At 30.4% G+C, this 14,491-nt stretch carries 11 protein-coding genes; 9 read left to right on the top strand and 2 right to left on the bottom strand.

Annotated features, from left to right (window positions below):
• Entirely contained in the window at positions 1 to 756 is a 756-nt protein-coding gene (locus J3359_RS02495; protein ID WP_208079178.1) for a LytR/AlgR family response regulator transcription factor, read from the top strand.
• 99 nt (positions 757 to 855) lie between these two features.
• Positions 856 to 4,611, top strand: a complete 3,756-nt coding sequence (locus J3359_RS02490; RefSeq protein WP_208079177.1) for an InlB B-repeat-containing protein — start codon at positions 856 to 858, stop codon at positions 4,609 to 4,611.
• Positions 4,612 to 4,689: 78 nt separating this feature from the next.
• On the opposite strand, the gene J3359_RS02485 is transcribed toward J3359_RS02490, so the two are convergent.
• Complete coding sequence (locus J3359_RS02485) at positions 4,690 to 5,328, bottom strand: DUF937 domain-containing protein (protein ID WP_208079176.1); 639 nt, start codon at positions 5,326 to 5,328, stop codon at positions 4,690 to 4,692.
• Positions 5,329 to 5,451: 123 nt separating this feature from the next.
• Here J3359_RS02485 and J3359_RS02480 point away from each other — a divergent pair, with 123 nt between their 5' ends.
• From J3359_RS02480 to J3359_RS02450, 7 genes are all read left to right on the top strand, one after another.
• On the top strand, positions 5,452 to 6,777 hold the full coding sequence (locus J3359_RS02480) for a dicarboxylate/amino acid:cation symporter (RefSeq protein WP_208079175.1): 1,326 nt from the start codon (positions 5,452 to 5,454) through the stop codon (positions 6,775 to 6,777).
• Positions 6,778 to 6,892: 115 nt separating this feature from the next.
• Positions 6,893 to 7,927, top strand: a complete 1,035-nt coding sequence (gene gshB / locus J3359_RS02475) for a glutathione synthase (protein ID WP_208079174.1) — start codon at positions 6,893 to 6,895, stop codon at positions 7,925 to 7,927.
• Positions 7,928 to 8,013: 86 nt separating this feature from the next.
• A complete protein-coding gene (locus J3359_RS02470) occupies positions 8,014 to 8,853 on the top strand; it encodes a sulfurtransferase (protein ID WP_208079173.1) in 840 nt (279 codons plus the stop codon).
• A 2-nt stretch (positions 8,854 to 8,855) separates the two neighbouring features.
• Positions 8,856 to 9,182, top strand: coding sequence for a hypothetical protein (locus tag J3359_RS02465; RefSeq protein WP_208079172.1), 327 nt, complete (start codon positions 8,856 to 8,858; stop codon positions 9,180 to 9,182).
• A 1-nt stretch (position 9,183) separates the two neighbouring features.
• Positions 9,184 to 10,020, top strand: coding sequence for an N-formylglutamate amidohydrolase (locus J3359_RS02460; RefSeq protein ID WP_208079171.1), 837 nt, complete (start codon positions 9,184 to 9,186; stop codon positions 10,018 to 10,020).
• A complete protein-coding gene (locus J3359_RS02455; RefSeq protein ID WP_208079170.1) occupies positions 10,013 to 11,851 on the top strand; it encodes a peptidase MATCAP family protein in 1,839 nt (612 codons plus the stop codon). Before J3359_RS02460 ends, J3359_RS02455 begins: the two co-directional genes overlap by 8 nt.
• Positions 11,852 to 11,904: 53 nt before the next feature.
• Positions 11,905 to 12,945 (top strand): glutathione synthetase, encoded by a 1,041-nt coding sequence (locus J3359_RS02450; protein ID WP_208079169.1) that lies wholly within the window; start codon positions 11,905 to 11,907, stop codon positions 12,943 to 12,945.
• Between the two features lie 220 nt (positions 12,946 to 13,165).
• Here the strand turns inward: J3359_RS02450 and fahA are convergent, their stop codons facing one another.
• Positions 13,166 to 14,443: a fumarylacetoacetase gene (gene fahA / locus J3359_RS02445; protein WP_208079168.1), complete on the bottom strand. Its 1,278-nt coding sequence runs from the start codon at positions 14,441 to 14,443 to the stop codon at positions 13,166 to 13,168.
• Between the last annotated feature and the right edge of the window lie 48 nt (positions 14,444 to 14,491).

The following is a 14,491-nucleotide window of genomic DNA, read 5'->3' as shown; positions in this document are numbered from 1 at the left end:
ATGAAAATATTAATTATTGATGATGAAAGCAGAGCCAGAAACGTTTTAGCAAATCTATTACAAGAAGAATGTACTGGAATTAACACTATTTTAGAGGCTTCTAATTTGGTAGAAGGTGTAGAGCTAATAAAAAATACAGCACCTCAAATTGTATTTTTAGACATAGAAATGCCTCAAAATTCGGGTTTAGAAATATTAGATTTCTTTAAAAATGAAAAAATAAATTTTCAAATTATTTTCACAACAGCTTATAGCCAATATGCTATTGAAGCTTTTCGTTTATCTGCCATCGATTATTTAATGAAACCAATTGATATAGAGGAGTTAAAATTGGCTTTACAAAATGCTAAAAAGGTAATTGAAGAGGAGAATATCAACCATAAATTACAAAATTTAGAGAAAGCTTTTCAGCAATTATCTTTAAATAAAATTGCGTTGGAAATCCCAAAAGGGATTATTTTTGCTTCACATGAAGATATTTTATATTTCGAAGCAGATGGTGTGTACACCAAAGTACATCTAATGAATGGAAAATCGGAATTAATCTGCAAAACTCTTAAACATTTTGCAGACCAATTAAAAGACAAACCCTTATTTTACAAGCCACATCGTTCTTATTTGATCAATTTAAAGTTTATGAATGAGGTTGTAAAAAAAGATGGTTTACATGTGGTAATGCAAAATAATAAAACCATTCCAATCGCTAGAGATCGTAAAGATGCTTTTCTAAAAATGATAAATACCATCTTTAATTAATTTACGGTTCACAAAAAAAAACAAACCGTTCACTAAATAAACAGGTGTTTAGTTGCTGTAAATCAACATTTTTGTTTCATAACTTAAATTATTTCCATTATGAAACAAAAATTACTATTCTTAACCTCTTTTTTGCTATTTAATTTATTAGCAACTAAAACACTTTATTCTCAAACATGGCAATTAGAAGGAACAGCAGAATTTACTACAGCAGCTGCAAAAGTATCTATTGCAATTGATGCTAATAATAGTCCTTTTGTTGCCTATTCAGACAAAGCTTCTGATGGTAAATTACATGTTAAAAAATTCGATGGAACTAAATGGGTAGAACTTGGAGATGTTAGTTCAACAGCGGGTATGATTCCAGAAATGGTTCATATAGAAATTCATCCCATAACCAACCAACCTTGGGTTGTGTATAAAAATATGACTTCTAATAAAATAGATTTAATTAGTTTTAATGGAACAAACTGGGTTTCAGAAGCAACAAGTATTGGTAATATTACGCCACACAATAAAATCGTTTTTAAATTAGATGAGAATGGGAAACCTGTAGTTGGTTCTCAAACAAATAATACGCCTTGGTATAATATAAAATTTCAATTATATGCAAAAAGAGGTGCAAGTTGGACTAAAGAAATAGATACCAACATTTTTAGTAATTCTTTTGATTTAGGAAATGCGAACACATTTACCAAAGGAGAATATTCCTCTTTTGTAAATAGATCTCGAATTAGATTAAAAGTTTTAGAATATGATGGTTCTGCATGGAATCAAACCTTTTTTAAAGAAGTTTTAAATGTGGGTGGAGATAATGGTTTTTCTGAAGGGATAGCAGCAGCTTCTGGAGGAGATACAAGTAAATTTTTATATGATTATAGAAGAGGAAGTAATGCACAAAGACAATTACGTTTTCAAAATGAGGCATCTATTACTGGTGATAATCAAATACCAAGTCATAGAATTTATGGTTTAGAATATAAAACTTTAGGAGCTTCTTATTTTGTAATGCATTACAACCCTTCAAGCGATTTAAAAATATATTCTTACAATGCAGGTACTAATGTAAAAACAGATTTAAACATCAACTTAAATTTTACAGGAATTACACCAAGTTCTCAAATAAAATTGAATGCTACACAAGATAAATTATATGTAGCTTATTTAGATTTAGCATCACAAAAAGTGAGCGTGCAATATTTTAATATTATTCCACCAAGAGCTACTATTTATGTAAATAAAACTGCAACTGGCGCAAATAATGGAAATTCTTGGGCAGATGCCTATACAGATTTAAACGAAGGATTAAGTAAGGCTGATACAAATTTTAGTGAAGTTTGGGTTGCAAAAGGAACTTATATTCCTCATGCTTCAGACAGGAGTAAAGCTTTTGGAATAAATGGTTTAAAAGTGTATGGTGGGTTTGTTGGTAATGAAACGATGCTATCTCAAAGAGATGCCAAAACCAATGTTACTATTTTATCTGGAGATTTAAACGCAGATGATACAGGAGTCGCCTTTTCAGGAAATAATAGAGGAGAAAATTCTTATAATGTTATAAAAATACAAGGAGATAATTCTATAATCGATGGTTTTACAATTCAAGATGGACAAGCAACTGGTACTTCTACAGATTTTAAAGAAGGAAGTGGAATTTTCGTAAATACAGGAATAAAAAATTTAACTATAAAAAATTGTTCAATTAAAGACGGAGTAACAAATAGAGGTGGAGCTATAAGAATGATAGATTCTGAAGGAACTTTACATATTGAAAATACCATTATAAAAAATAATTTAGGTCTTTTTGGGGTAATGCTTTATTCTAGAGCAAAAGCAGGAAAAACTTTAGATATAAATATTTTAAACTGTTTAATTTATGATAATAAATTAGACAATGTAGGCGATGCTACTTCACCAGGAAGTGCAATTTGGTTTCGACAAGATTTAAATTCTACACAAAATGTAAAAATTGTAAATTCAACTTTTGCGCATAACAATTACATATCTAATGGAAATTCTAATTCTTCTGTTGTAAATGCATCTAAAAATGCTGGGGGAAATGTAAATTTAGAAGCATCTAATTCTATATTTTATTCTAATTTTTCGAATTCTAATTCATTTTTAAAATCAATAGGAAATAGTACTTCGCAAGCAAATGGAAATTTAAGTGCTTATAATTGTATTGCACAAGACTTTATGTCTCAAGTTGCTGGTGCAAATAAAGCAAACATTATTGCTACAAACCCTAATTTTACAAACGAAACTTCTAGAGATTTTACACTAACAAATTTATCTCCAGCAGTAGATTCTGGTGATAATTCTAAAATTCCGTCAACATTAAATACAGATATTCTAGGAAATTCAAGAATATTTAATAGCAATGTAGATTTAGGGCCTTATGAGTTTGGTTCTTCAGTTTCAATGGATAGAACTTTAACAATAACAGCAAATAATGGAACTGTTGCTACAAACCCAAACCCTACAAACGGAGTTTATAATGATGGTGCAAGTGTAATTTTAACAGCAACTGCTGTTACAGGTTTTGAGTTTTCTGGTTGGTCTGGTGATGCTTCTGGCAACACAAATCCTCTTACAATTACCATGGATGCAGATAAAAACATAACTGCAAAATTTAGTCAAATTAAACGAACATTAACCACAACTGCTGTAAATGGAACTATTGCAACAAACCCAAATCCTACAAACGGAACTTATGCAGATGGAGCAACAGTTAGTTTAACAGCAACTGCAAATACAGGTTTTAAATTTATAGAGTGGACTGGAGATGCAACAGGAACTACAAATCCATTAACTGTTACAATGGATGCAGACAAGAGCATTACTGCAACTTTTGCTAAAATAACCAACATACCAGATGCTAATTTTGAGCAAAAATTAATTGATCTTAATTTAGATGATGTTTTAGATGGACAAGTTTTAACTTCTAATATTAATTCTATTAGCCAACTGGATGTTAGAAATTCAAATATTTCTAATCTAACAGGAATAGAGGATTTTACTCAATTAAAAACGCTTATTTGTTTTGGTAATCAGTTAACAACTTTAGATTTAAGTTATAGTAATAATTTTACTGCTTTGTATTTAGGAAACAATCAATTAACAAATTTAATTTTAGGTAATAATGCAAGTTTAGACTATTTAGATGTTCGTAATAATAAGTTGACATCTTTAATAATACCAACAGTTTCTATTGCGTTAAGAAGATTAAATATATCTAATAACAAAATAACAAGTTTAAGTATTTCTAATTTTACAGCAATACAAGAATTTGATATGAGTGAAACATTAATAGAAAAGATAGATTTAACTAAAAATACAGTACTAAGATATTTCACAGCTTTTTCTTCTAAATTAACGGAATTAAACTTTTCTGATAATAAAAATATAATTTCTGTCTATGTTGGTGGGCTAGATATTACAAGTTTAGATTTAAGAAACGGAAATTTATCTACAATTGGCAATGTAGAAACAGATACAGCACCTAATCTAAAATGTATTTTTGTGGATGATGATTCAAATTCAGTAATAAACAATTGGGTTTTAAATACTAAAAATAATATTGTAGAAACAGTTGCACAATGTTCAGGGATTTTATCCAATGAAGAAATTAGTTTAATTAATTTTGATGTTTACCCAAACCCTACAAATCAATTTTTAAATATTTCGACAACATTAGATATTAAAAAGATTACAATTTTTAATATTATAGGAAGCAAAATTAGAGAAACTAGAAGTAATAGAGTAGATGTCTCTAATCTAAAAAATGGCGTTTATTTATTAAGTATAGAAACAAGTGAAGGAAAAAAAGTAACCAAAAAGTTTATGAAAAAGTAAAAGGTTAAATTTACCTCAATCTAAAAAGGTCTTTCAAATTAATAAAAGACCTTTTTTTTATTTTATAATCAGAAAATATTATTTCCCAAAAAGACCACCTAACAAACCACCAAGTCCACCAGATTTTTTATTACTTCCTCCTAAAAACATTCCAGCAACATCATCTACAACGCTTCCATCTCCATCTGCGTCTAAGATTTTTTCCAAGAAACTTTGTTCATTTTTCGTGTCATTTCCACCTAACATTCCACCTAATAAACTACCTAAACCAGAAGAATCACTAACATTTTGTTCTTTCTTTTGTTTTCCTAAAACACCCATTAAAATTGGAGCAGCAACTTTTAAAATATTTGCAACAGAACCTGCATCTAAACCAGATTTCTGACTAATAACTTTTTCTACACCTTGTTGTTTTTGACCTAAAATATGCCCTAAAATATTTTCTCCATCTTTTTTCACGCTTTCATCAACTCCACCACCAAATAAACTTCCAAGATTGTCTAAAATACTTCCATCGTGTTTTGTTTCTAATGCTTTTTGTAAGCCTTGTGCACCTTCTGGAGTAGCTGCATTTCTTTCCATAGCTTTCATTAAAACTGGCAAAGCCATTGTTAAAACACTATTTGTTTTGTTGGAATCATTTCCAGTAGAACCTGCTACACCAGAAACGATCTGTTTTCCTAAATCACTATTTAATAAGTCTAAAATACCTGCCATTTTTATGTTTTTTAAAATTAATATGGATGTTTTCTATAAATCTGACACAATATAAGAATAAAGTCACACCTATTTTTAATTATTTTTTTTACCTTTCAAGTTCTTAATAATTTAAACTAATTAATGAAAAATTTAGCATTACACTGGAAAATTTTAATAGGAATGGTACTTGGTATCATTTTTGGATTTATTATGAATACTTTAGATGGAGGAAAAGGATTTGTTACAGATTGGATAAAACCTTTTGGAACCATATTTATTAATTTATTAAAACTAATAGCTGTTCCACTAATTTTAGCCTCTTTAATTAAAGGGATATCCGATTTAAAAGATATTTCTAAAATTAAGGAAATGGGGCTAAGAACAATTTCTATTTATGTAGGAACCACTTTAATAGCCATTATTATTGGTTTAGGAATTGTAAATTTAATTGAACCTGGTGTTGGAATGTCGCCAGATACCATAGAAAAAATCAAATTAAAATACGAATCAGATTCTGGAGTTACAGATAAGTTGGTAAAAGCATCTGCCCAAAAAGATGCAGGTCCTTTGCAAGCTTTGGTAGATATTTTTCCAAGTAATATTTTTCAGTCTTTTGCAGATGCAAGTATGTTACAAATTATATTCTTTGCCATGTTTGTAGGGATTTCATTACTATTAATTCCAGAGAAAAAAGCCAAACCTTTAATGGATTTCTTTGATTCTTTAAATGAAATGGTTATGAAAATGGTCGATTTAATTATGCTTTTTGCTCCTTATGCCGTTTTTGCATTGTTGGCAAACGTAATTATCGCTTTTGATGATACCGAAATTCTCTTAAAACTATTAGTTTATGCTTTGTGTGTAGTTGGAGGTTTAATTTTAATGATTGGTTTCTACTTAATTTTAGTAAGTGTGTACACAAAAAAATCGCCAATGTGGTTTTTAAAGCAAATAAGTCCAGCACAATTGTTAGCATTTTCTACAAGTTCGAGTGCAGCAACTTTACCAGTAACTATGGAGAGAGTAGAAGAACATTTGGGCGTAGATAAAGAAGTTTCAGGGTTTGTTTTACCAGTTGGAGCAACGATTAATATGGATGGAACAAGTTTATATCAAGGTATTGCAGCCGTTTTTATTATGCAAGTTATTTGGCCAGAAGGTTTAACTTTTTCGAATCAATTAGTAATTGTTTTAACAGCTTTATTAGCCTCTATAGGTTCTGCAGCTGTACCAAGTGCAGGTATGGTTATGTTAGTAATTGTTTTAGAATCTATTGGTTTTCCTGCGGAATTATTGCCCATTGGTTTGGCACTTATTTTTGCAGTAGACAGACCTTTAGATATGTGTAGAACTACTGTAAATGTTACTGGAGATGCAACTGTATCTATGTTGGTTGCGAAATCTTTGGGTAAATTACACGAACCAAAACCTAAAAATTGGGACGATAATTATGATAAAGTGAAGTAGTCTTCAGTTGGCAGTAGCAGTCTTAGTATTTAGTAGGCAGTTGCAGTTTTTAGTCGCAGATTTAAGATCTAAGCTTTCTATTTAATAAGAAATTAAAAATTTTAAAAAAATAAATATGAACGTATGTTTTTTAATGTATCCATGGGAGAACATAAAATCTCCAGAAAACGATACATCATTAACCTTAATTCACGAATGTGTAAAAAGAGGGCATGGAGTTGCCATTTGTACACCTTCTAATTTAACCATTAGAAACAGTGTTACCAACGCTTTTTGTACCATTTTAAACAGAACAGAAAAAGTTCCATCCAATATAAAGTCGTTTTATAACAAAACAACTACAAGAGAAGAAATGCTTCCTTTGGCAGGTTTCGATGTTATTTTTATGCGTGCAGAACCACCTTTAGATCCTTTAATGCTAAATTTCTTAGACTCTGTTAAAGACGATGTTTTCATTATAAATTCTGTACAAGGAATGCGTGAAGCTAATAACAAACTATATACAGCTGTTTTCGAAGATCCAAACAACGAGATTATTCCTGTAACACACGTTTCTAAAAACAAAGATTATTTAATTAAAATGATAGAGGAATCTCCTTCCGATAAAATGATTTTAAAACCTTTGAACGGTTTTGGTGGCTCTGGAGTTATTTTAATTGAAAAATCGGCAATGGGAAATATTAATTCGTTGTTAGATTTTTACATAAGCAAAAGCGATGGTGGTTCAGATTATGTAATTCTGCAAGAATATATAGAAGGAGCAAATCAAGGAGACGTTCGTGTATTAATTTTAAATGGAGTTCCAATTGGTGCAATGCGTAGAATTCCAGGGGAAAAAGATCATAGATCTAATGTTTCTGCTGGTGGAAGTATTGCCAAACATAAACTAACTGCAGAAGAAAAAAAATTGTGTAATAGAATTGGACCAAAATTAGTAAAAGACGGACTCTATTTTGTGGGTATTGACGTAATTGGAGGCAAATTAGTAGAAGTAAATGTAATGTCTCCTGGAGGAATTACGTATATGAACAAAGTTTATAAAACAAGAGTTCAAGAAAAGGTAGTTAATTTTATGGAAAGTAAAGTGTTGGAAAAAGATGCTGCTTTTAGACGAAAATCAAGCTTAAAGAAGTTGGTTGATGAAGCTTAGTTTTTAGTTGGAAGTTGGAAGTTGGAAGCTAGAAGTTTTTATTGAGAGTTTCTCAAAAAATACTAAAATTTTAAAACACATTTGCTATGTCCTTACATATAAGCTCTCCTTTGGTTTCTGTAGATTGGTTGTACAACAATTTAGAGAACGAAAATTTAATTATTTTAGATTGTACAATTCCGAAAGTGACTGACAAATCACAAAATTCTACAGATAAAAAACAGATTAAAGGAGCCCTTTTTTTTGATTTAAAAAATGTGTTTTCAGATAAGAAAGTACCTTTTCCAAATACAGTTTTAGCTCCCAAAGAATTTCAAGAAAAAGCCCAAGAATTAGGCATAAATAAAGATTCTGTATTAGTTTGTTATGACGATTTAGGTACTTATTCTTCACCAAGAGTTTGGTGGATGTTTCAATTAATGGGTTTTAAAAATATTGCTATTCTAGATGGAGGCTTTCCAGAATGGAAATCAAAAAATTATCCTATTGAAACACCTAAAACACATCAACCTAAAAAAGGAAATTTTAAAGTCTATTACAAACCAGAAAAATTAAAGTTTACAAACGATGTGCTAAATTCCATAGAAAATAAAGCCATTTTAATAGCAGATGCTCGTTCAAAAGGTCGTTTTTACGGAACAGAACCAGAACCAAGAAACGATTTAAAAAGCGGACACATTCCTAATTCTGTGAGTTTACCTTTTATTGAAATGCAGCAAAGTGGTAAAATGAAATCCGCAGAAGAATTAAAAAACATTTTTAAGGACTATAAAAATAAAGAACAAATAATTTTTACTTGTGGTTCTGGCATTACAGCATCAATTTTAGCGTTAGGCGCAGCAATTGCAGGAGTAAAAAATGTTGCAGTTTACGATGGTTCTTGGACAGAGTGGGGCAGTACAAACAATTTACCAATAGCATTATAATTATGAATTTAGATTGGACCAGAAAAGAATTTGAAGCTTATGTGCTTTTATACGCAGCACATTGCAATCATATAGAAGATAAAAACGAACAAGAATTTATACTTTCTAAAGTCGATGAAAAGACGTTTCATAAAATTCATACAGAAGTTGTAGTGGATTCAGAGGAGGAAAATTTAGATAAAATTCAGCAATATTTTTCCGAAAACGATTTTACACAATCAGAAAAAGATGAATTATTAAGAAACATTAAAAATGTATTTTTTGCTGATGGTTCTGTCGATTTTTACGAGAAAAAAGTATTTGGAATTTTAAAGAAAATTATTGGTTAATATGTTAAAATTAACTGTTGAAGAAATTGTAACGAAGATTAAAAACGAAGAAACTTTTGAAGCAGTTTCAAGTGACTATTCTTTTACTATAAAAATTGATAAATATGTGCATTATGCTTGTGGAGCTGTGCATGATGGGCATCAATTTAGAAAAGAATTATGGGATAATTGTTTGCATACAGCTTACGAACGCTGGTTTGAAGAAGACCCAGAAACGAAAGAAATGGTAAAATCGCATCCTATAGTTATTGCTGGAATGGATTCTCGTTTCGAGTATGATCTAAACAGAGCACCAGATAATGCCATTTATACAGATGCTTGGGGAAAACAGTTGTGGAAAAATCCGTTAACAGAAAATCAAATAGAAAAAAGTTTACAGAAACACACCAACTTCTATAAAGTTGTACACGCATTAATCGAAAAATTAGAAGAAAAATTTGGTATATGTGTAGTGTATGATATGCATTCTTACAACTGGAAACGATGGGATAGAGAAGTACCAGCTTGGAATTTAGGAACAAGCAATGTAGATAACAATCGTTTTGGAAAAGTAATAGAATCTTGGAGAGAAACGTTAGAAAAAACACCTTTCCCAAATGGCATAAATGCGACTTCAAAAATTAACGATACTTTTCAAGGAAATGGATATTTCTTAAAATATATTACTCAGAATTTTAAGAATACATTGGTTTTAGCAACCGAAATTGCTAAAATTTATTGTGATGAATTAGCACAAATAATGTATCCAGAAGTGGTAAAGTCTGTAGAGCAATATTTAAAAACGGAGTTAAAAAAACACGCAGAAGAATTTTATAAAGAATACAATTTACATGAGTAAAAACAAGCATATAGATTCAAATATAATACAAGAAATTTGTGAGAAAATACATAGCGATTCACCTTTAAATTACGAATTACCAAATAACGGAATTTTACATATCGATAAATTTTTACCTTTTATTTGTGTTTATAGATTTAAAGAACCAGATGTTTATTTCTCAAGATTATTAAAAACACAAGCTTCTTACTTAATCGTTGATGAAAGTATAGATATCACAAAGCTTTTAGAAGCCATAAGATTAATTGTATCAGAAAAATTTGAAACTTTTTTAGCTCTAGAAGTTTGGCCAGATAGCGAAAATACGAGCACGAAATTTCATATTAATTGTCCTGTTAAAATTGCTTCAGAAACCGCAAAGGCATTGGAAGAAGGTTTTAATAAATTAAATCTTACATACCCAAATGTTTCTGCGTATGTAAGCGATCATAACCCTAAACATCCAAAACACTTAGAACCACTTGTAGATTTAGATACTTCCAAAAAAACAGGAATGCTAATTATTGGAATTCAAGTACCAGTTTTATATAAAAATACACTTACAAACGAGCTTTATTCCTTGTTTTTTAGAGTATTTTATGGCGTTTTTTCAGAAACCATAAAAAGAGCAGTTTACGAATTTATTAGAGTACAAACCACAGATAGTTTCGAGAATTATTTAATGCTTGGAAAAACGCATATAGACAGAGTAACCCGAGAATCGGACACGCAATTAGCAGCAATTAGCGAGAGAATGTCTTTCCTTTTAAGAACAACTCCTGTAAATAGTAACGAGGAATGGAAGAAATTTAAAGAGAATAAATTCAAGAAACTTCCATCGTTTAAATATCGATTAATTTCGATAGATCCAGAGTTGGAAAAGCGAAAACTATACAACATTCCTATAGATGAAATTGAAGACCCAACCATTGCTTTTATTTTAAGAGGAAAGCGTTTAGAAATAGAAAAGCAACTAACCATGTTAGAAGAACGTGGAACAGATAATTTTAGATTTGTAGGCGAAAGTTTGTATGGCGTTATCAACAAAAACGTATTAAAAGAAGCTAAAAAGATTCTAAAAGCTTTTCCAAAGAGAGAAACCAGGAAAAGTGAAAGTCGTTTTAATTGTACAGAATTTGCAGAACACGCGCAAAAGGAAATAGATTATTATAATAGTAAGTTTCCGAATTTAGATTTAACTGTAGAAATAAGAAATGATGTTGCAGGAATTATGGTTAGCAAAACAAAATTGTTAATTAATGATGAAATTTCTTTAGATGCCAATAGGTGTGATGCTTTAATTCAGCATGAAGTTGCCACACACATTTTAACGTATTGCAATGGAAAACGCCAGCCTTTAAAGCAAATGTACGAAGGTTTTGAAGGATATGACCAACTACAAGAAGGTCTTGCAGTAATTGCAGAATATTTGGTTGGAGGTTTAACTGTAAACCGTTTAAGATTATTGGCAGGAAGAGTAATTGGGGTACAATCTATGGTAAATGGGTTAACATTTATTGAAACTTTTAAGAAACTTTGTAAGAAATATGCATTTTCAGAAAGAATCGCCTATTATATAACCATGAGAGTTTATAGAGGTGGTGGTTTAACAAAAGATGCAGTGTACTTAGCAGGATTAATAGATTTGCTAAAGTATTTAAAAGAAGGAGGAAGTTTAGAGAATTTATATACAGGGAAATTCAATATTACACACACAGCATTAATTGAAGAACTTTTATATAGAAACGTTTTAGTAAAACCAGAATTGCCTCGTTTTTTAGAAAGAAAAAATGTACAAAAAAGATTAAAAAAACTATATAAAGGTTTAGATATTATAGAGTTAGCAGATTAAAATTAAATCTATAGACGAATCTTTTTTAAATAGTATAGTAAATAAAAAAAGAGATGAAAATAGCATTTATAATAAACGACCATAAAACAGAAAAACCGAATTATACAACTCCTGCATTGGGTTATGCAGCATATAAACGTGGGCACGAAGTCTATTTTATTGGAGTAGGAGAATTGGCTTATGCTTCCAGAGGACATTTGTCTGTTAGATGTAAATCTGTAAAAGACAAAAAATTTAATTCACAAGAAACTTATTTTAAAGCAGTACAGAATCAAGAATTTTCTACAATAACTTCAGAAGATTTAGAGGTACTGTTTTTAAGAAACAATCCAGCAGACGAGATTAACGAAAGAGATTGGGCACAAAACGCCGCTTTTATTTTTGGAGAAATTGCCATGAGAAATGGTGTTATTGTTTTAAATCACCCAAAAAGTTTGGCAGGTGCAGTCAATAAAATGTATTTTCAGCATTTCCCAGAAATTTTACGTCCTAAAACAATTGTAACCAGAGATCATTTAGAAATTAAAGAGTTTTTTAAAGAGCAAAAACAAAAAATGATTTTAAAGCCTTTACAAGGTTCTGGAGGAACCAATGTTTTTATGATGGATAAAAAAAACGAGCACAATCTAACACAAACAATCGATGCTATTTGTAGAGATGGCTTTGTAATCGCACAAGAGTATTTAACGGAAGCTACAAAAGGAGACACCCGTTTATTTTTAATGAATGGAGAACCTTTACAAGTAAATGGAAAATATGCAATGATGCAACGTGTAAACGCTTCTGGCGATATTCGAAGCAATATCCATGCAGGAGGAAAGCCACAACCCGTAAAAATAACGGATCAAATTATGAAACTAGCAGACATTGTAAGACCAAAATTGGTGCAAGATGGTATGTTTTTAGTAGGAATTGATATTGTGGGCGATAAATTAATGGAAATTAATGTGTTTAGTCCTGGAGGGTTAAATGTAATTGGCGAAATGTATGAGGAAGATTTTGCAACTCCTGTAATAGAGTCTATTGAAAAGAAAGTGTATTATAAAAGCATGTACACTGACTATTTATTGAATAGTAAGCTAGCGACTTTGTAGGTAGTTTATTAGAAAGAAAATAATATTAAAATTACTGATAGTTAATTTTATAAAAAATTAGTTTAAGGTTCAAGTTAGAACCTTAAACTAATTCTATTTTGCAAAAAAAAATCTAAATATATTTCTATAAATAAATTTTGCTAAACCTCGAAGTAAAAAAATAAAAACCTCACAACTAAAAAAAGGAGTGAGGTTTACTAAACTTGATATCAAGTGTAATTTATTTTGCAGGTAAAACTTTACCAATACATTCTCCAAAACCAATGCGAATCTCATCATTTTTACAATGTGCACGCATTATTACAGTATCATTATCATTAATAAATTTACGTGTTGTACCATCTTTTAAAGTAATTGGGTTTTGTCCTTTCCAAGTTAGTTCTAACATAGACCCATAGCTATCTTTTGTTGGACCAGAAATGGTTCCAGAACCCATCATATCTCCAGCTTCCACAGGACAACCATTTACTGTATGATGTGTTAATTGCTGTGCTATTGTCCAATACATATATTTAAAATTAGAATTTGCAACAATAGTTTCCTCACCATTTTCTGGCATAATTCCTACTTGTAAATGTATATCGTAACTTCCTTTTCCTTCTTGTTTTAAATAAGGTAATGGCTCGTAAACTTGTTTAGGATTTTCCGTTCTAAAAGGCTCTAAAGCATCTAAAGTTACAATCCAAGGAGAAATCGTAGAAGCAAAGCTTTTTCCTAAAAAAGGCCCTAAAGGTACATATTCCCAACCTTGAATGTCTCTTGCAGACCAATCGTTAAATTGCACCAAACCAAAAATATATTCTTCTGCATCTTCAATAGAAATTCTATCTCCTAAAACATTTGCATCTGTAGTTATAAAAGCCATTTCTAACTCAAAATCTAATAATTTCGAAGGTCCAAAATTAGGTATATTACTGCCTTCATCTGGTTTTGTTTGTCCATAAGGTCTTCTAATTGGCACTCCAGATGGAATTATAGAAGAACTTCTTCCATGATAACCAATAGGAATATGCAACCAATTTGGGAATAGTGCATTTTCTGGATCTCTAAATAAAGAACCTACATTTGTAGCATGCTCTTTACTTGCATAAAAATCGGTATAATCTCCAACAGAAACTGGTAATAACATTTCTACTTCGTCCATTCTAAAGATAATTTTATCTTTATGCTCTGCATTATCACGTAAGCTTCCATTGGTAACATCGAAAACTTCTGCAATTCTATTTCTTACCAAACGCCATGTTTTACGTCCGTCTGCAATAAAATCGTTTAGGTTATCTTGTAGAAAAATATCGTCTGTTAAAGGTATTCCTTCAAAATATCCTAATTGATGAAATGCGCCTAAATCAATGGCAAAATCGCCAATTCTACTTCCAATGGTTATAATATCGTCTCTTGTGATAAAAACTCCAAATGGAATATTCTGAATTGGAAAGTCAGATTCTTCCTTTACTTTCAACCAGGATTTTCTATTCGGATTATTTGCTGTTATGATCATTCTGTAAATTCTTTAATTTGTTCAAATCTATGCAAATTTTTTTCATTT

This window comes from Polaribacter cellanae (assembly GCF_017569185.1).
GTDB classification, from domain to species: Bacteria; Bacteroidota; Bacteroidia; order Flavobacteriales; family Flavobacteriaceae; genus Polaribacter; species Polaribacter cellanae.
The sequence above is the reverse complement of the archived record's forward strand: the minus strand, read 5'-3'. Positions and strand labels throughout refer to the sequence as shown.